Source organism: Amycolatopsis sp. NPDC051061 (genome assembly GCF_040682935.1).
Taxonomy (GTDB): domain Bacteria; phylum Actinomycetota; class Actinomycetes; order Mycobacteriales; family Pseudonocardiaceae; genus Amycolatopsis.
Map to the genome: position 1 here is coordinate 1 of NZ_JBFBBZ010000008.1, position 18118 is coordinate 18118.

The 18118-nt window shown below is 71.0% G+C and carries 17 protein-coding genes; 10 read left to right on the forward strand and 7 right to left on the reverse strand.

The window, feature by feature from the left end:
- The first annotated feature begins 406 nt into the window (after positions 1-406).
- From AB0N03_RS12630 to AB0N03_RS12645, 4 genes are all read left to right on the forward strand, one after another.
- Complete coding sequence (locus AB0N03_RS12630) at positions 407-1384, forward strand: ATP-binding cassette domain-containing protein (RefSeq protein WP_364369671.1); 978 nt, start codon at positions 407-409, stop codon at positions 1382-1384.
- The gene (locus AB0N03_RS12635; protein WP_364369674.1) at positions 1374-2138 is read left to right on the forward strand and encodes an ABC transporter permease; all 765 of its coding nucleotides are present in this window, start codon (positions 1374-1376) and stop codon (positions 2136-2138) included. The genes AB0N03_RS12630 and AB0N03_RS12635 overlap by 11 nt, the downstream gene beginning before the upstream one ends.
- Positions 2139-2228: 90 nt before the next feature.
- Positions 2229-2843, forward strand: a complete 615-nt coding sequence (locus AB0N03_RS12640) for a GH25 family lysozyme (RefSeq protein ID WP_364369677.1) — start codon at positions 2229-2231, stop codon at positions 2841-2843.
- A gap of 19 nt (positions 2844-2862) precedes the next feature.
- Positions 2863-4110 carry an aminodeoxychorismate synthase component I gene (locus AB0N03_RS12645; protein ID WP_364369679.1) on the forward strand — a complete coding sequence of 416 codons (1248 nt, stop codon included), beginning with the start codon at positions 2863-2865 and terminating at the stop codon, positions 4108-4110.
- On the opposite strand, the gene AB0N03_RS12650 is transcribed toward AB0N03_RS12645, so the two are convergent.
- Positions 4087-5040: an NADPH:quinone oxidoreductase family protein gene (locus AB0N03_RS12650; RefSeq protein WP_364369681.1), complete on the reverse strand. Its 954-nt coding sequence runs from the start codon at positions 5038-5040 to the stop codon at positions 4087-4089. The two genes, AB0N03_RS12645 and AB0N03_RS12650, sit on opposite strands and share 24 nt — an antisense overlap.
- Before the next feature lie 40 nt (positions 5041-5080).
- Here AB0N03_RS12650 and AB0N03_RS12655 point away from each other — a divergent pair, with 40 nt between their 5' ends.
- Complete coding sequence (locus AB0N03_RS12655) at positions 5081-5614, forward strand: QsdR family transcriptional regulator (RefSeq protein WP_364369683.1); 534 nt, start codon at positions 5081-5083, stop codon at positions 5612-5614.
- A 3-nt stretch (positions 5615-5617) separates the two neighbouring features.
- Here AB0N03_RS12655 and rsmI read toward each other — a convergent pair whose 3' ends face one another.
- On the reverse strand, positions 5618-6466 hold the full coding sequence (gene rsmI / locus AB0N03_RS12660; RefSeq protein ID WP_364369686.1) for a 16S rRNA (cytidine(1402)-2'-O)-methyltransferase: 849 nt from the start codon (positions 6464-6466) through the stop codon (positions 5618-5620).
- Between the two features lie 67 nt (positions 6467-6533).
- Here rsmI and AB0N03_RS12665 point away from each other — a divergent pair, with 67 nt between their 5' ends.
- The gene (locus AB0N03_RS12665; protein WP_364369689.1) at positions 6534-8102 is read left to right on the forward strand and encodes a phospholipid carrier-dependent glycosyltransferase; all 1569 of its coding nucleotides are present in this window, start codon (positions 6534-6536) and stop codon (positions 8100-8102) included.
- A 1-nt stretch (position 8103) separates the two neighbouring features.
- Here the strand turns inward: AB0N03_RS12665 and AB0N03_RS12670 are convergent, their stop codons facing one another.
- Positions 8104-8817: a helix-turn-helix transcriptional regulator gene (locus AB0N03_RS12670; RefSeq protein ID WP_364369692.1), complete on the reverse strand. Its 714-nt coding sequence runs from the start codon at positions 8815-8817 to the stop codon at positions 8104-8106.
- Between the two features lie 82 nt (positions 8818-8899).
- Between AB0N03_RS12670 and AB0N03_RS12675 the strand changes: the two genes are divergently transcribed.
- Positions 8900-9469, forward strand: a complete 570-nt coding sequence (locus AB0N03_RS12675; protein WP_364369695.1) for a class I SAM-dependent methyltransferase — start codon at positions 8900-8902, stop codon at positions 9467-9469.
- Here the strand turns inward: AB0N03_RS12675 and AB0N03_RS12680 are convergent.
- On the reverse strand, positions 9466-11220 hold the full coding sequence (locus tag AB0N03_RS12680) for a serine/threonine-protein kinase (RefSeq protein WP_364369698.1): 1755 nt from the start codon (positions 11218-11220) through the stop codon (positions 9466-9468). The two genes, AB0N03_RS12675 and AB0N03_RS12680, sit on opposite strands and share 4 nt — an antisense overlap.
- A gap of 185 nt (positions 11221-11405) precedes the next feature.
- Here AB0N03_RS12680 and AB0N03_RS12685 point away from each other — a divergent pair, with 185 nt between their 5' ends.
- A complete protein-coding gene (locus tag AB0N03_RS12685; RefSeq protein WP_364369701.1) occupies positions 11406-13277 on the forward strand; it encodes a propionyl-CoA synthetase in 1872 nt (623 codons plus the stop codon).
- A gap of 67 nt (positions 13278-13344) precedes the next feature.
- Complete coding sequence (locus AB0N03_RS12690) at positions 13345-14910, forward strand: beta-N-acetylhexosaminidase (protein WP_364369704.1); 1566 nt, start codon at positions 13345-13347, stop codon at positions 14908-14910.
- Between the two features lie 42 nt (positions 14911-14952).
- Here the strand turns inward: AB0N03_RS12690 and AB0N03_RS12695 are convergent, their stop codons facing one another.
- Positions 14953-15543, reverse strand: a complete 591-nt coding sequence (locus AB0N03_RS12695) for a TetR/AcrR family transcriptional regulator (protein ID WP_364369707.1) — start codon at positions 15541-15543, stop codon at positions 14953-14955.
- A complete protein-coding gene (locus tag AB0N03_RS12700) occupies positions 15533-16216 on the reverse strand; it encodes an MOSC domain-containing protein (protein WP_364369710.1) in 684 nt (227 codons plus the stop codon). Before AB0N03_RS12700 ends, AB0N03_RS12695 begins: the two co-directional genes overlap by 11 nt.
- A 55-nt stretch (positions 16217-16271) precedes the next feature.
- Between AB0N03_RS12700 and AB0N03_RS12705 the strand changes: the two genes are divergently transcribed.
- Positions 16272-17627 carry a M20 family metallopeptidase gene (locus AB0N03_RS12705; protein ID WP_364369713.1) on the forward strand — a complete coding sequence of 452 codons (1356 nt, stop codon included), beginning with the start codon at positions 16272-16274 and terminating at the stop codon, positions 17625-17627.
- Positions 17628-17642: 15 nt separating this feature from the next.
- Here AB0N03_RS12705 and AB0N03_RS12710 read toward each other — a convergent pair whose 3' ends face one another.
- Positions 17643-18068 (reverse strand): nuclear transport factor 2 family protein, encoded by a 426-nt coding sequence (locus AB0N03_RS12710; RefSeq protein WP_364369715.1) that lies wholly within the window; start codon positions 18066-18068, stop codon positions 17643-17645.
- Between the last annotated feature and the right edge of the window lie 50 nt (positions 18069-18118).

Here is an 18118-nt window from a genome sequence, read left to right on the forward strand (position 1 = left end):
CCACCGCCGGGCCACCACCGACCCGCTGAGACCCCGTCCCGACGACCGGAGAACATGTGGACACGCTGGAGCGGCCAGCACGGTCCAGCACGCCCACACCCCACAGCAAGATCAACAAACCTAAAGCAAGATCACCCGAATTCACATCGGTGGATTCAAGTCGGACGACATGAACGACCCTTTCATGACGCCGGGTCAGGTCCCGTTGCCCCGTTCCTCGCTCACTGTGTCGCCCTGCCTCACGTCATGCGCGTCACCGACACAGTCGGCGTTCCGGGCGGAAAGGTTCACCGGGCAGCCACCGGACGAAGCCGTCGAGTAATCAAGTTTGACTAGCGCGCCCTTCTGAGGCACAGTTGTGCGCCTCAACTAGTCAAGATTGACTACTACTTCGAGAGGGGTTCTCATGATCACGGCACGCGGTCTCGAGCGGCGGTTCCGCCGCAAGGGCCGCACTGGGGGCGAAGTCCACGCGGTGAAGGGCGTCGACCTCGACGTCGAAGCGGGCGAGCTGGTCGGTTTCCTCGGGCCCAACGGCGCTGGGAAGACGACCACGCTGCGCATGCTGACCACGCTGCTGAAACCGACCGCGGGCACCGCGACCGTCGGCGGCCGCGACCTGCTGACCGACCCGCTGGGGGTCCGCCAGCGGATCGGCTACGTCGCCCAAGGCGGCGGCACCTCGCCGGAGACCAAGGTCGCCGACGAGCTCGAGCTGCAGGGACGGCTCTACCGGATGAGCAAGGCCGACGCGATCGCGCGCGGTGCCGAGCTCGCCGAGCAGCTCGATCTGACCGGGCTGGACCAGCGGCTCACCAAGACGCTGTCGGGCGGGCAGCGGCGGCGGCTCGACATCGCGCTCGGGCTGATCCACTCGCCGGGCCTGGTGTTCCTCGACGAGCCGTCGACCGGGCTCGACCCGCAGAGCCGCGCCAACCTGTGGGAGCACATCCGCCGGCTGCGCGCCGAACAGGGCGTCACGGTCTTCTTGACGACGCACTACCTCGACGAAGCGGACTCGCTGTCCGATCGGCTGATCGTCATCGACGACGGCCGGATCGTCGCCGAGGGCACCCCGGACGCGCTGAAGGCACAGGTCAACGGCGATCGCGTCGAGGTGGGCGTCGACCCGGAGCAGGGCGCGGACGCCGCGGAGATCGCGGGACGGCTGGCGGGCGCGCACGAGCTGTCCGCGGCCGGCGGCGAGGTGCGCTTCCGCGTGCCGCGCGGTGACGTCGCGCTGCCGGAGCTGCTGCGGGCGCTCGACGCGAAGAGCATCCCGATGCGGTCGGTGCAGGTCCACCGGCCGACGCTCGACGACGTCTTCCTGACGCTGACCGGGCGCTCCCTGCGCGAAGCCGAGGAGGGCACCCGTGCCGCGTGACACCTGGCTGATCTTCCGCCGCGACATGATGGCGGCGCTGCGCAACCCGACCTGGGTCATGATCGGGATCATGCAGCCGCTGCTGTACCTGTTCCTCTTCGGTCCCCTGATGGTCAAGGCGATGCAGGCCCAGGGCCGGTCCGAAGTGGACGGCTGGATGCTGCTCACCCCCGGGCTGATCGCCCAGCTGGCGCTGTTCGGCAGCTCGTTCGTCGGGTTCGGGCTGCTGGCCGACTACCGCTCCGGCGTGGTCGAGCGGTTCCGGGTGACGCCGGTCAGCCGCGGGGCGTTGCTGCTGGGCAAGGTGCTGGCCAGCGCGCTGCAGGCCGTCGTCCAGGCCGTGGTGATCATCGCGCTGGCGTACCTGGTGTTCGACCTCGACGCCCCGGTCGGCGGCGTGCTGCTGAGCCTGGTGATCGTGTTCCTGCTGGCGGTGTCGCTGGCGTCGTGCTCGTACGCGCTGGCGCTGACCTTGAAGAGCGAGGAGACGTTCCCCGCCCTGCTCAACGCGGTGCTCATCCCGCTGCTGTTGCTTTCCGGCATCCTGCTGCCGATCACGGAGGGCGTCGCGCCGAAATGGCTGTACACGGTCTCGCAGATCAACCCGTTCCGGCACGTGGTGGACGTCGAGCGCGGTTCCTTCCGCGGTGACTTCACCATGGACGCCTTGTTCACCGGCAGCGTCGTGGTGCTGGTGATGGCGGTGTTGTCCGTGTGGTGGGGCAACCGGACGTTCCAAAAGGACAACACCTGATCAAAGGCCTGATCAACCCGGTGTTGCTGACTGCGGGTCCGCTCCCGGCGACGTATGGTGTGCTCTTCATCTACGCGCCGGGGGCGGACTGTGACGGAGCCGGAAGCCGAACTCGGCATCTCGCTGTCGCATCGCGAGCGCGTGGCCGACTGGCAGGCCGTGCGCGGCGCGCAGACCCGGTTCGTGTCGGTGACGATCACCGAGAACGTCAACTGGAGCAGCTCCGCCGCGGAACGCAACCTGGCCGGGGCGCAGGAGGCCGGGCTGCACGTCGGCGGCCGCCACTACGCGCGGCCGGGCGCGGTGCACGACCAGGCCGACCACTTCGTGCGGACGGCGAGCAAGCTCGGCGCGTTCGCGCCCGGCTCGCTGGCGCCGGCGCTGGAGGTGGCGGCGCCGAGCGTCGACGACCGGTTCATCAAGGCCTGGATCAAGCACGTCCGGCACGCGGCGCGCATCGAGCGGGTGCTGGTCTACGCCGACTACGACTGCTGGCAGCACCGGCTGCACCCGGACCGCTGGGCCGACTCCGAGGTGGTGCTGTGGCTGATCCGGCACAACGGCATCCCGGGGCGGGCGGGCTGGTTCCATTCGCGGCTCGGCGTGCACCAGCACGCGTGCGCGCCGGACGTGCCGGGGGTCGAGGGGCCGGTGGAGCAGAACGCCGTCGTGTACCCGTTCACATTGGGCGACTTGCTGCTCTGACGTGTGGTGATATGGCGCCATGCGCGTGACGAGCAGGCCACTCCGGACGAAGGTCACGCCCGCGCGCGCTTTCTCGGTACTCGCTCACCACAACGCCTCCCGCGGGCTGCCGCCGCCCGCGATGCTCTCCGGCGAGTGGTTCGGCGCCCGGGCGGTGCTCGCGCCCTCGCTCGCCGTCTCCCCCGGTGAGCTGCCGCCGGCGTCGCCGGTGCCCGCGCCGCCGGGCGTGGTCGGCGGCGGCTGGTTCGGGTACCTGTCGTACGACTCGGCGGATCCGTCGGGCCGTCGCGGTGCGCTGCCGGCGTCCGCGTGGGGCTGGGCGGACCACGTGCTGCGGTGGTCTTCGTCGGGCACCTGCTACCTGGAGTCACTCGACGACGGCGGTCCCTCGGTGTCCACAATGGAATCGCTGCTGGCTTCCGCTGTCCCGGATCTTTCGTGGACCGCCGGCCCGCTGCGGCGTCCGTTGCCGTCGGAGCACCGGGACGCGGTGAAGGCGTGCGTGCACGCGATCGAGGCCGGGGAGCTGTTCCAGGCGAACGTCTGCAGCCGGTTCACCGGGACGTTCTCGGGATCGCCCGCGGCGTTGTTCGCCGCCGGCGTGTCTTCGCTGGCTCCCCGCCGCGCGGCCTTCGTCGCGGGCCAGTGGGGGTCGGTGGTTTCGTTCTCGCCGGAGCTGTTCCTCGCGCGCCACGGCCGCGCGGTGCGGTCGACGCCGATCAAGGGGACGCTCCCCCGGCGCGGACCGCACGACGACGGGAACGCGCGGCTGCTGCGGCAGTCCACAAAGGACGTCGCCGAGAACGTGATGATCACCGACCTGGTGCGTAACGACCTGGGCCGGGTGTGCGAGGTGGGGACGGTGGCGGTGCCGTCGCTGCTGCAGGTCCGCCCGGCGCCGGGGGTCTGGCACCTGGACTCGACGGTGACCGGCGTGCTGCGTCCCTCGGTTTCGGACGCTTCCCTGCTGGAGGCGACCTTCCCGCCCGGCTCGGTGACGGGCGCGCCGAAGATCCGCGCGCTGGACCTGATCGCTTCGCTGGAACCCTGCGGGCGCGGGGTCTACACGGGCGCGATCGGGCTGGTGTCGCCGGCGGCGGGCCTGGAGCTGAACGTCGCGATCCGGACGTTCGAACTCCACGCCGGCCGGATCGAGCTGGGCGTGGGCGGCGGCATCACGGCGGATTCGGACCCGGAGGCGGAGTGGCAGGAGTGCCTCCACAAGGCGGCGCCCCTGGAACGCCTACTTGCCGGGGTCGAGCAGTAGCTTGCCGACGGTCTTGCGCGAGCGCAGGGCCTCGTGCGCGCCGCGCGCGTCCGAGAGCGCGAACTCGCCGCCCGGGATCGCCTTGAGCTTGCCTTCGAGGACCAGGCCGAACAGCTCGGTGAGGGCGGTGCCGAAGACGTTGCCGGGCAGGCGGAAGACGTGCGGCAGCCACATGCCGCTGATCGTCGTGCTGTGGCCGAGGACGTTGCGCAGGTCGACCGGCTTCGGCTGCTCGCGCCCGGCCATGCCGTAGAACGCGAGCCGGCCGAACGGCGCCAGCGCGGCGATGCTCTGGTCGGTGGTCTTCCCGCCGACCATGTCGAGCACGACGTCGACGCGGCGGCCGTTGGCGTCGAGGAGCGCCTCGGTCATGTCCTCCGCGCGCGAGTCGACCGCGACGTCGGCACCCAGTTCGAGGGCGAGGGCGCGCTTCTCCTCGCTGCTGGCGGTGGCGATGACGCGGCCGGCGCCCCAGGCCTTGGCGAGCTGCACGGCGATGGTCCCGACCCCGCCGGCGGCGGCGTGCACGACGACGGACTCGCCTTCGGCCAGGTGGGCGTTCTTGCGCAGGAGCACCCAGGCGGTCGCGCCCTGGACCAGCATGGACAGCGCGGTGAGGTCGTCGATGCCGTCGGGCACGGGGAAGGTGGTCGCCTCGGGCGCGACGGCCTTCTCGGCGTACCCACCACCGCCGTTCAGCAGGGCGACGACGCGCTGGCCGTCGCTGGTTCCGACCACTTCACCGCCGGGGACCAGCGGGAGCTTCGACGGCGCGAGGTAGGAGTTCTCGGCCTGGTGGGTGTCGGCGTAGTTGACGCCGATGCGGTCGACGTCGATGAGGACCTCGCCGGGGCCGGCCACGGGATCGGGCAGCTCGACCGGCGTGAGCACCTCGGGTCCGCCGAACTCGGTCACCTGCACTGCGCGCATCTGCTGTCCTCCCGGTGGTTGATGTGAGACATTCTGACATATGTCTCACGAGTTCGAACTGGCGCGCGAGTGGTTCCTGTCCGGGCGACGGGTGGACATGGGCGAACTGGCGGAGTCGCGGTCGATCAGCCGGGCCACGCTGCACCGCCGGGTGGGGTCCCGCGACAGGCTGCTGGGCGAGATCCTGTGGTCGCTGTCGTCGGCGTCGATCGCCCGGCTGTTGCCGTCTTGCGCCGGCCGGGGTGCTTCCGGAGTCGCCGACTTCGTGAGCGGGTACGTCCGGGTCGCGAACGAGTCACCACCGTTCCGGGACTTCCTGCGGCGCGAGCCGGAACGGGCCCTGCGGCTGCTGACCACCCGCGCAAGCGTTTGCCAGCAGCGCACTACCGCTGCGCTGGAGTCACTGCTGGCAGCCGAAGTCGCGGCCGAGCGGTTGGTGGCGCCGTTGCCCGTGCCGGATCTGGCCTACCTGCTGGTGCGGATCGGCGAGTCGTTCGTCTACACGGACGTCATCACCGGGGATGCGCCTGACGCGGAGAAGGCGCACGCCGCGGTGACGGCCCTGCTCACCTGAGGTTCAGGACTTCCGCGCCGCGAGCACCGCGTCGTAAAGCTCCTTTTTGGACACTCCAGCGGCCTCGGCGACCTCCGCCGCCGCGGTCTTCAACCGCTCGCCGGCCGAGACCCGGTCCGCGACCTCCGAAACCAGGTCCGCCACCGACACCTCCCGCGGCTCCGCCCCGGACAGCACCACGGTGATTTCCCCGCGAACGCCCTCCGAAGCCCACGAAGCCAAGTCCGAAAGCGACCCCCGCTTCACCTCTTCATACGTCTTCGTCAGCTCACGGCACACCGCGGCCTGCCGATCCGGGCCCAGCACCGAAACCGCGTCCGCGAGCAACGACGCCAACCGGTGCGGGGACTCGAAGACCACGACCGTCCGAGGCTCGTCACGCAACGACGAAAGCCAGCGAGAACGCTCCCCGGGCTTACGCGGCGCGAAGCCCTCGAAGCAAAACCGGTCACACGGCAAACCGGACAAAGCGAGCGCGGTCGTCACCGCGGACGGGCCCGGAAGACAGGTCACCGGCAAGTCCGAAGCAACACAAGCCGAAACCAGCCGGAACCCCGGATCGGACACACTGGGCATACCGGCGTCCGTCACGAGCACCACCGTCTCGCCCGCGCGTAACGATTCGAGCAACTTGGGCAGGCGCGCCGTCTCGACGTCTTCGTAGAAGCTCACCACCCGGCCGCGCGGGGTCACCCCCAGCGCCGTCGTCAAGCCACGCAGCCGTCGGGTGTCCTCGGCCGCGATGACGTCGGCTTCCGCCAGCGCTTCCGCCAGGCGGGGCGAGGCGTCGCGGACGTCGCCGAGCGGGGTCGCCGCCAGCACCAGGCGGCCGGGAGGAACCGGTGAACTCACCCGCCCAGCCTAGGCTGATCAGCGGATCCGGACGACGCACGCCCTGCCTCGCCCGTAGGATCGCCCCGTGACCGCCGTGCTGACCCGTCCCGACGACGAAAGCGTCCGGCCGGACCCGGTCGAGGCGCTCCGGCCGCCGACCGACCGCGAAGTGACCCTGCTCGGCCGCGGCATGCCGGACGACCGGCTGCGCGGCTGGGTCGTCACCCTCGTGCTGACGGTGATCGGCGGCATCGTCCGGCTGCAGAACCTCGGCGTGCCGACGGACAAGGGCAGCCCGGTCTTCGACGAGAAGCACTACGTGCCGCAGGCGTGGCAGATGCTGCGCAACGGCGGCTACGAAGACAACTACGGCTACGAGCTGGTCGTCCACCCGCCGCTGGCGAAGCAGCTGATCGCGATCGGCGAGTGGCTGTTCGGCTACAACGGCTGGGGCTGGCGGATCATGCCCGCGCTGGCCGGCACGCTGATGGTGCTGCTGGTCGTCCGCATCGCCCGCCGCCTGACCCGCTCGACACTGCTCGGCGGCATCGCCGGCATCCTCGTGATCAGCGACGGCGTGCTGCACCTGCAGTCGCGCATGGGCATGCTCGACATCTTCATCGCGCTGTTCGTGCTCGCCGCGTTCGCCTGCCTGCTGGTGGACCGCGACCAAGTGCGCACCCGGCTCGCGACAGCGGTCCGCGAAGGCTGGGTCAACGAGTCCGTGTGGGGCCCCAAGCTGGGCTTCCGCTGGTGGCGGTTCGCGACCGGCCTGATGATCGGGCTCACCTTCGGCGTCAAGTGGTCGGCGCTGTACTACATCGTCGCGTTCGGGCTGCTGTGCGTGTTCTTCGACGTCGCGGCACGCCGCGCGGCCGGCGTCGAACGGCCGTGGCTGGGCACGATCCGCCGGGACGTGCTGCCCGCGCTGTGGGCGATCCTGCTCATCCCGTTCCTGATGTACCTCGGCGCGTACTGGGCGTGGTTCGCGAGCGAGACGGCGACCGACCGGCACTACACCGAGATCAAGGACATCGCGCCGGGCTTCTGGTCGTGGGTGCCGGCGTCGCTGCGTTCGCTCGTCGACTACACCGGCAACGTCCTGCACTTCCACGAAACGCTGGTCACGCCCAAGGACAACCCGCACCCCTGGGAGTCGAAGCCGTGGACGTGGCCGATGGGGCTGCGTCCGATGCTCTACAGCTACGACGGCGAAGTCACCGGCTGCGGCGAGTCCCGCTGCGTCAGCGCGACGATGCTGGTCGGCACGCCGGCGATGTGGTGGCTGGCGATCCCGATGCTGGGCTGGTCGGTGTGGCGCTCGATCTTCCGCGCGGACTGGCGCTACGCGGCCGTGCTGGTGGGCTACCTCGGCGGGTACGTCTTCTGGTTCACCAACATCGACCGGCAGATGTACTTCTTCTACGCGACCCCGCTGGCGGCGTTCCTCGTGCTGGGGTTGACGTTGTGCCTGGGCCAGATCCTGGGCAGCGCCCGGCGCGGGTTCGAGAGACGTGGGACCGGTCTGCTCGTGGTGTCGCTGTACGTGGGCCTGGTGGTGGCCAACTTCGCCTGGCTGTGGCCGATCCTGAACGGCGTCGCGATCACCACGGGCCAGTGGGAGGCCGAACGCTGGCTGCCGTCCTGGCGGTAGCTCAGCCCGCGAAGTACGCCCCCGGGGTGACCCCGACAGCCCGCCGGAACGCGGCGACGAACGCGCTCGCCGAGCTGTACCCCACCCGGTGGGCCACCGCCTCCAGCGGCGCGCCCTGAGCCAGCAACGGCAGCGACGCCCGCAGCCGCACCTGCGTGCGCCACGTCCCGAACGGCATCCGGCACTCGCGGACGAAGATGCGCGCCAGCGTCCGCTCCGCCGCTCCGACGTCCCGCCCGAACTCCGCCAGGCTTCGCGGGTCCGCCGGGTTCGCCAGCACCGCCGTCTCGACGTCGCGGGCTCGCGGGTCGGCCGGGGACGGCACCGCGATCGGGACCACGTCCAGGGGCTCCAGCAGGTCGAACGCCACCGCCTCGGCCCGCAGCCGGGCCGCCGGGGCCACGCCGTCGCCGGTCAGGTACTCCAGAAGCTCGCGCAGCAGCGGGCGGACGGCCACCATCCGGGGCGCCGGCCACGACACCGGGGACAGCGCGGGGTCGGCGTAGATGCCGCGCAGGGCCGCCCGGCCGAGCGCGCCCGTGCGGTGCTGGACACCCGCCGGGATCCACAGCGCCCGGGTCGGCGGGAGGACCCAGCCCGCGTCGCCCGCCTTGACCGCGACGACCCCGCGGGCCGACCAGACCAGCTGGTGCACCGGGTGCTCGTGCCAGGGGAACCAGGTGCCGGCGGGCAGGTCGACCTCGCCGAGGAGCATGGCGCCAGGTTGACTGTTTCGCGACATCGGTTGGCAGGCTATCGGCTATCGGTCACCGATAGGGCGCCCTAACGTCGAACGCATGCCGATGAACCGGATCCACCGCAAGATCTGCAGCTCGGAGAAGTGGGCGGCCACCGTCGAGGAACGCCTGACGCCGTGGCTGAAGGAGCGCGACCTGGGTGACGACGTGCTCGAGATCGGGCCCGGGTTCGGCGCCACCACGAAGGTGCTGCTCGACGCCGTCCCGAAGCTGACGGTGCTGGAGATCGACCCCGCGTCGAGCGAGCTGCTGCGGGCGAAGTACGGCGACCGCGCCGAGGTCGTCGAGGGCAGCGGCGCCGAGATGCCCTTCGAAGACCGCCGGTTCTCGGCCGTCGTCTGCTTCACGATGCTGCACCACGTGCCGACCGAGCAGCTCCAGGACGCGATCTTCGCCGAGGCCGCGCGGGTCCTGCGCCCGGGCGGCACGTACTGCGGCAGCGACGGCCAGCTCAACCTCCGCTTCCGGCTGCTGCACATCGGCGACACGATGAACGTCCTCGACGCGGCGACGTTCCCGGCCCGGCTCGAAAAGGCGGGCTTCGAGCGGGTCGAAGTGCAGCACCGCCCGAAGGAGATCCTGATTTTCGAGGCCGTGAAGCCCGGCTAGCGGCGGGGCAGCTGGTTCCCCGGCTGGCGCGGCACGACCCGGGTGACCGGGCCGTCGGCCGACTTGCCGGCCCGCGAAAGCCAGCCTTCGACCTCGCGGCGCACCGCGTTCAACGTCGGACGGCGCCGAGGCTCCGGGTCCAGCGAAGCCGCCAGCAACCGCGCGTGCGCGCTGCGCTGGGGCAGCCGCGACACCGGTTCGGCCCGAGCCGCCGCCATCAGCGCCGCCATCGGCGTCTCGCGGGTGCCGCGCGGAGGCTGGCCCGACAGCGCGTAGCTGATCGTCGCCGCCAGCTGCCACGCGTCCGACGCCGGGGACGCCGTCGCGCCCATCGCCTGCTCCGGGGCCACGAAGTCCGGGGTGCCGATCATCATGCCGGTCGCCGTCATCTTCGAGTCGCCCTGGCTGCGGGCGATGCCGAAGTCGATCAGGTGGGCCAGGCCGCTCGGGTCGAGGATGACGTTCGACGGCTTGATGTCGCGGTGCAGGACGCCCTTGTCGTGCGCCGCCGCCAAAGCGCCGGCCATCGTCGCCCACAGGCGCCCGGCCGCGACGTCGTCGAGCGGGCCCTGGCCGTCGACCAGCTCGGCCAGCGGACGGCCCTCGAGGTACTCCATCACCAGCGCGAGCCCGTCCGGCTCCTCGGCCAGGTCGTACACCTTGACGCAGTTGGGGTGGCTGACCACGGCCAGCGCGCGGGCCTCGCGCTGCATGCGCTCGGCGGTGTCGCGGTCCGGCGCGTGCGCGATCTTCAGCGCGACCGTGCGGTTGAGCTGGGTGTCGACGGCCTGCCAGACCGTGCCGAAGCCCCCCGCGCCGAGCTGCTTGACGCGCCGGTAGCGGCTGCCGCCGGCGTTGCGCGAGCCGGGCGGCGGCGGGATCGGGCCGGGCGCCGCGGCCAGCGCGCCGGCCATCGGCGGGGGCTCGGGCGCGGACGCCAGCGCCGTCTGGGGATACGGCCGGTTGACGGGAGGCGGGGGCGGCGGCGGGGTCGGGCGCGGCTGGACCTGCGACGGCGGCGGCCCCGGCGGCTCCTGGTCGCGGCGCGGCGGCGCGTCCGGCCGGTTGATGACCGACCACGGCGGCGGCCCGACCATCGCGACCGGGATCAGGCCCAGCACGCTGAACGGCAGGAAGCCCAGCCAGAAGTGCAGCGCGGTGTTGGCCTCCATGCCGACGCTGAACAGGAGCATCGCGGCGAACGGGATCCAGAAGAACCGCGACGGCCACTTCGGCCCGCGGCGGAAGGCGGTGCGGCCCTGGAGCATGACGAACAGCAGCGACCCGGCCCCCAGCACGACGAAGGCCAGCAGGTAGACGAAGAACGGGATGTCGCTGCCGTTGCGGGAGAACAGCACGTCGTAGACGGACTGGCCGCCGCCGAGGTAGTTCCGCTGGTTGTCCACCCAGCAACCGCCGGGGCTGTTGAGCGTCGACCACTCCTTGCTGGTCAGCCCGCTCTCCTCGCCCGCCCACGCCGCGCGGAAGACGCCCGACACGCCGTTGGAGAGCAGCCACGGCAGCACCAGCGTGCTGAACAGGCCGATCGCGCCGAACACCGACAACGTCGTGACGTCGTAGCGGTTGCCCGTGCCCTTCCGGATGATCGACACGGCCAGGGCGCCGATCGGCGGCAGCAGTGCGACGAGCGCGCCGGCCGCACTCGTGGCCCAGACCCATTCGCCGGGGCAGAAGCCCGGGCCGAACAAGGCATGGGCTAGCGAGAGCAACGCGCTCGCGAGTCCGTTCACCGCCGGGCTCCCCTCACTGTCCGTGTTCTCTTTTTACCGTCGAGCCGCGTTTCCTCGCGGTCCAGCTTAGGACGCAGCCGGGCGCCGTGAGGTTGCCGGGTCTTCAGCGTGCCCGGAATCCGGCGGGGCCGCCGCTCCCGCGCCATGATGGGGACCGGCGGACGTTCGACGCGAAGGAGCGGGGCATGGGCGCGTACTCCGAGGCCTACCGGCACAGCCTGGCCGATCCGGAGGCGTTCTGGCTGGCCGCGGCCAGGTCGATCAGCTGGACGAAGCCTCCGGAGCGGGCGCTGGACGACTCCCGCCCGCCCTTCTACCGGTGGTTCCCGGACGCCGAGCTGAACACGTCGTACAACGCGCTCGACCGGCACGTCGAGGCCGGTCGCGGCGGTCAGGCGGCGCTGATCTGGGACTCTCCCGTGACCGGACGGAAACGCACTTACTCCTACGAGGAGCTGCGCGACACGGTCGCGCGGTTCGCCGGTGCGCTCAGCTCCCTGGGGGTCACGAAGGGTGACCGCGTCATCGTCTACCTGCCGATGGTGCCCGAAGCCGCGATCGCGATGCTGGCCTGCGCGCGGATCGGCGCGGTGCACTCGGTGGTCTTCGGCGGGTTCGCGCCGAAGGAGCTGGCCGCGCGGATCGAGGACGCGAAACCCAAGGTGATCCTGGCGGCGTCCTGCGGTATCGAGCCGACGCGGGTCGTCGAGTACAAGCCGATCATCGACGCCGCCCTCGAAATGACCGGGCACCAGCCGGACCACGTCGTCGTGCTGCAGCGCGAGCAGGCCCCGGTGCGGCTGACCGGCCGCGATCTCGACTGGCGCGAGCTGTCCGCGAACGCCACCCCCGCCGAGCCGGTGCCGGTCGCGGCCACCGACCCGCTCTACATCCTCTACACGTCCGGAACCACCGGTAAGCCGAAGGGCGTCGTCCGCGACACCGGCGGCTACGCGGTCGCGCTCGCCTACTCGATGGACGCGGTCTACGACGTCCACGCCGGCGACATCTGGTGGACGGCGTCCGACGTCGGCTGGGTCGTCGGGCATTCCTACATCGTGTACGCGCCCTTGCTGGTCGGCGCGACGACCGTGCTCTACGAGGGCAAACCGGTCGGGACGCCGGACGCGGGCGCGTTCTGGCGGGTCATCGCCGAGCACGGCGTCCAGGCGCTGTTCACCGCGCCGACCGCGCTGCGGGCGATCAAGAAGCTCGACCCGGACGCGCGTGAGCTGGAGAAGTACGACCTCGCGGCGTTCAAGACGCTGTTCATGGCCGGCGAGCGGCTCGACCCGGAGACCTACCACTGGGCGCACGAGAAGCTCGGTACCCCGGTCATCGACCACTGGTGGCAGACCGAGACCGGCTGGCCGATCGCCGCCAACCTCCGCGGCGTGGAGCCGATGGACGTCAAGCCGGGCTCGGCGACCAAGCCCGTCCCCGGCTGGGACGTCCGGATCCTCGACCAGGCCGGCGAGGAGCTACCGGCCGGGCGCGAAGGCGCCATCACGGTGAAGCTGCCGCTGCCGCCGGGCTCGCTGCCGACGCTGTGGGGTGACGACGAGCGCTACCGCGAGGCCTACCTTTCCCGCTACGACGGCCACTACCTGACCGGCGACTCCGGCTACCTCGACGAAGACGGCTACCTGTTCGTCATGGGCCGCACCGACGACGTCATCAACGTCGCCGGGCACCGGCTGTCGACCGGGTCGATGGAGGCCGTGCTGGCTTCGCACCCGGCCGTCGCCGAGTGCGCCGTCATCGGGGTCGCCGACCAGCTCAAGGGCCAGCTGCCGCTGGGGTTCGTCGTGCTCAAGGCGGGTGCGGACATCGCCGAGGACAAGCTGCGCGACGAGCTGGTGGCCCTGGTCCGCCGGGACATCGGGCCGGTCGCCGCGTTCCGCGACGTGTCCATTGTGGACGCCTTGCCGAAGACGCGGTCCGGGAAGATCCTGCGCAAGACCATGCGCGCGATCGCCGACGGCCGCGACGAAGCCGTGCCCTCCACCATCGAGGACCCGAGCGTGCTCGACGCGATCCGGGCCGCCCTTCGTTAAGAGCTGTTCCAAATGCTCCGGCTGGTCTGTACCTTTGTGAGGGAGTTCCCCGACCGGAGGTGCCCTGATGCGCTTGTCCAGAGCCGTCTCGACCGCGGCGATCGTGAGTCTTACGGCAGTCGGCTTGCCCGCTTCGGCGGTGGCCGCCCCGGCCACTCCGGAACGCAGCGTGACCGACGTCGTCCCGGCGCCCGTCTCGGCGAAAGCCGATCCGCGGGGCGCCTTCAAGCTGACGCCGTTCACCGTGATCAGCGCCGACCGCGGCGCCGGCCAGGTCGCGGACTACCTGCGCGGCCTGCTCCGCCCGGCCACCGGCTACCCGCTGCCCGTCGTGCCGCGGTCGTGGGGCCTGCCCGCGATCTCGCTGCAGCTCGGGCACGACTCCCGCATCGGTACCGAGGGTTACGAACTCGAGGTCGCCCGCGACGGCGTCTCGCTGAAAGCCAACACCGCCGACGGGCTCTTCGAGGGCGTCCAGTCGCTGCGGCAGCTGCTGCCGTCCGCGATCGACGCGAAGCGCGTCCAGCACCGGACGTGGACGGTCGCCGGCGGCACGATCCTCGACTACCCGCGCTTCGGCGAGCGCGGCGCGATGCTCGACGTCGCGCGGCACTTCTTCCAGCCGGACCAGGTCAAGCTGTACATCGACCAGATCGCCCAGTACAAGATCAACACCCTGCACCTGCACCTGGCCGACGACCAGGGCTGGCGCATCGAGATCAAGAGCTGGCCGAAGCTCGCGACCGTCGGCGGCCAGACCGCCGCGTACGGCGACCCGGGCGGCTACTACACGCAGAAGCAGTACAAGGACATCGTCGCGTACGCGGCTTCGCGGCACATCACGGTGATCCCGGAGATCGACATGCCGGGCCACACGAACGCGGCGCAGTCGACGTACGCGGAGCTGAACTGCGACGGCAAGGCCGTCCCGGTGCGCACGGACACCGAGGTCGGCTACAGCTCGCTGTGCATCTCGTCGCCGATCACGTACCAGTTCGTCGACGACGTCGTGCGCGAGCTGGCGGCCATCACGCCGGGCCAGTACCTGCACATCGGCGGCGACGAGGCCCACGCGACGCCGCCCGCGGACTACCTGACCTTCCAGCAGAAGGTGCAGCCGATCGTCGCCAAGTACGGCAAGAAGGTCACCGGCTGGCACGAGATCGCGAAGTCCACGCTGCCGGTGTCGGCCGTCCCGCAGTACTGGGACTTCGGCGGGGACAACGAGTCCGTCGCGGCCGCCGCGGCGCGCGGCAACAAGATCCTGATGTCACCGGCGAACTACGCGTACTTGGACATGAAGTACAACCCCGACACCCCGCTGGGCCAGGATTGGGCCGCGCTGGTCGAGGTTCGCGACGGGTACAACTGGGACCCGGCCTCGCTGGTGACCGGGGTCGGCGAGAAGCAGGTCGCGGGCGTCGAGGCGCCGCTGTGGACGGAGACGATCCGGACCAGCAACGACATCGAGTACATGGCGTTCCCGCGCCTGCCGGGCATCGCGGAGATCGGCTGGTCCCCGAAGTCGACGCACAACTGGGACGCCTACCGCGTGCGGCTGGCCAAGCAGGCGCCGCGCTGGGTGACCCAGGGCATCGACTTCTACCGCAGCCCGCAGGTCGACTGGAAGTAAGCGGTCGTGAGTGAGAAACAGTGTTCTGACACTGTTTCTCACTCACGACAGTCTTGCGCCGATGGCTCGCCTGGCCAGGGCGTACGCCTGGGTGCCGCCGTTGAGCACCGCGTCCGCGTTGGCCGCGCGGCCCAGCGCGTGCAGCTCGAACGCCAGGACCTCCGCGTCCCCGGTCAAGTGACCGAGGGCGACGGCTTCGACGGCCGTCTCGCGGATGAACGCCGCGAACGAGCCGCTCGCCGCCGCCACCGCGTCGTGGACCCGGCCCGGGCGGGCGTCGACCTCCGCGCCGACGTTGAAGAAGAAACACCCGCCGGGGAACACGCGCTTTTCCGAGTAGTCCAGCCAGTTCTCGCAGATCGCCCGCAGCCGCGGCACGCCCGGCTCCACCGCCGCGGCAGGCGTCACGACGTACGAGCGGAAGATCTCCAGCGCGGCTTCGACCGTGGCGAGCTGCAGCTCCTCCTTGGAGCCGAACAGCGCGAACACGCCGCTCTTGCTCAGCTCCAGCTCGGTGGCCAGCCGGCCGAGGGACAGTCCCTCCAGGCCGTCGACCGACGCGACGTCCACCGCCCGGCGCAGCACCAGGCGCCGGGTCGCGTCGCCGCGGGCGAGCCTGCCGTCAGCCGGCACGCCGCGCCCGCCAACGGTCCACAGTGGACTGGATGCCCGCGCTCCAGGACACCGCCAGCCCCGGCGTCGCCAGCACACGGTCGGCGAAGTCCAGCGCCGCCCCGATGCGCTCCGGCGGCAGCTGCCCGTAGTTCGCGAACGAGATGACGTACACCTCGGCGATCGTCGGTGCGTCCGCGCGCTCGACCAGCTCGACCGCACCGGACGTCGGCACGGTGCCCGGCCGCAGCACGCGCAGGTACCAGCCGGAGCGCAGGGAGTCGATCATCGCCGGGGTGATGTCCTTGCGGCCGGTCTTCATCGCGAGCTTGTAGCACGGCGACCGCGGCTGCGAGACCTGCACGAGCGCGTCACCCCAGGCCCAGACGTCCCCGATCCGCACGTCGTCCTCGGTGACGCCGGACAGCGAGATGTTCTCACCGAAGTCGGCCGTCGACACCTCGAAGCCGTCCTCGCGCCAGGCCGCGTAGTGCTCGGCCGGGTAGACGTAGACCGCCTTGTCGGGGCCGCCGTGCACGGTGAGGTCGGCCTGCCGGTCGCCGTCGAGGTTCAGCTCGGTCAGCTTCAGCTCCGGCACCGTGACCTGCGCCTTCGTGATCCCGCTCAGCACCGGCACCTCCCGCCGGTACCCCAGGACGCTCGGTTCCCCCACGTAAACGCTGTCGACGTTCATGCCGCCGAATGTAGCACGACCGTTCGTATTGTTTCCCTTCTCTACGCTGGCGGGCATGGAACTGCTCGACCAGGCCCGCGCCCACGTCGACTCCGGCGCCTTCTTCGCCGAACTCGCCCGGCTGGTCGCCTACCCGACGGTCAGCGACGCCCCCGAAGGCCGAAAAACGATCCAGGCGTACCTCGACGAAGTCCTGACCCCCGCGTTGACCGGCCTCGGCTGCGACGTCACCCAGCACCCCAACCCGGACCCGGCGGGCGGCCCGTTCCTGGTCGGCGTCCGCGTCGAATCGCCGGACCTGCCGACGCTGCTCTGCTACGGCCACGCCGACGTCGTCGGGGAAGCCGGGCGGTGGAGCGAAGGCCGCGACCCGTGGACGCTGACCGCGGACGGCGACCGCTGGTACGGCCGCGGCACCGCCGACAACAAGGGCCAGCACCTGGTCAACCTCACGGCGCTGCGCCTGCTCCTCGAGGCGAAAGGCCAGCTCGGCTTCAACCTGAAGTTCCTCTTCGAGACCGGCGAAGAGATCGGCTCACCCGGTCTCGACGCGTTCGCCGCGCGGCAAAAGGAGCTCCTGGAAGCCGACGTCCTCATCGCCTCCGACGGCCCGCGCCTCGACGCGGCCACGCCGACGCTGTTCCTCGGCGCGCGCGGCGGCGTCCGCATCACCCTGGACGCCGACCTGCGCCCGGACAGCTACCACTCCGGCAACTGGGGCGGCATCCTGCGCAACCCGGCGACGACGCTCGCCGGCGCGATCGCCGGCCTGGTCGACGGCCACGGCCGGATCCAGGTGCCCGCCCTGCTGCCACCGGAACTGCCGGAGTCCGTCCGCGAAGCGCTGGCCGACGTCGTCGTCGACGCACCGGACGAGGGCTGGGGCGACCCGCAGCTGAGCCCCGCCGAGCGGCTCTACGGCTGGAACACCCTGGAGGTGCTGGCCCTCGACGCCGGGAACGCCGACCGCCCGGTCAACGCCATCCCCGGCCGCGCCCGCGCGGTGCTGCAGCTGCGGTACGTCGCGGGCACCGACGTCGGCGACGTCACCGCGACGGTCCGGGAACACCTTGCCGCGCGAGGGTTTCCGATGATCGAGGTGACCACCGAAGCGAGTTTTCGCGCCAGCCGCACGCCGGTCGAAGACCCGTGGGTGGCCTGGGCCCGCGAAGCACTGGCCAAAGCCGGAAAGCCCGTCGCGCTCCTGCCCAACTTCGGCGGCGGCCTGCCCAACCACGTCTTCACCGACATCCTCGGGCTGGCAACCCTGTGGCTGCCGCACTCCTACCCGGGGTGCCTGCAGCACGCGCCGGACGAGCACCTGCTCGCCCCGGTCGCCCGGGAAGGGCTGGTGCTCGCCATAGCGTTGTTCAGCTCCTTCGGTTCAGCACCGCCGACTCTTCGTCGGTGAGGAGCCGGGAGCGGATCAGGGCTCGAGGTCGGTCACACCCCGGCCGGTCGCCATGTCGAACGGCACCGACGCCTGGTCGTGGACGATGACCCAGCCGCTCTCCCGCTTCCGCAGGACAAAAGTGGCGCGGACCCACATCCCGTCGACCGCCGTCCCGTCGCGCAGGGTGCCGCTGACGCGGCCGAAGCCGTGTCCGACGGCCAGGTCGGCGCTCAGGATGAGGGTGAGGTCGCGCAGCTCGTAGTCCACCTTTTCGAAGAGGGTGAAGACCTTGGCCCAGTTCTTCAGCTTCGCGTCGATCCCGACGTGCTGCAGCGGCGGCTCGACGTCGAAGGACACGACGTCTTCGGCGTAGACCCGCTTGAGCGCGTCGAGGTCCTTGGCTCGCAGCCCTTCGACGATCTTGCCGATGTGCTGCCTGACTTCCGATTCGCGTGTCATACCTCTACGACGGAGTGCCCCGCCCGATTGTGACGACCCGATGTAGACAG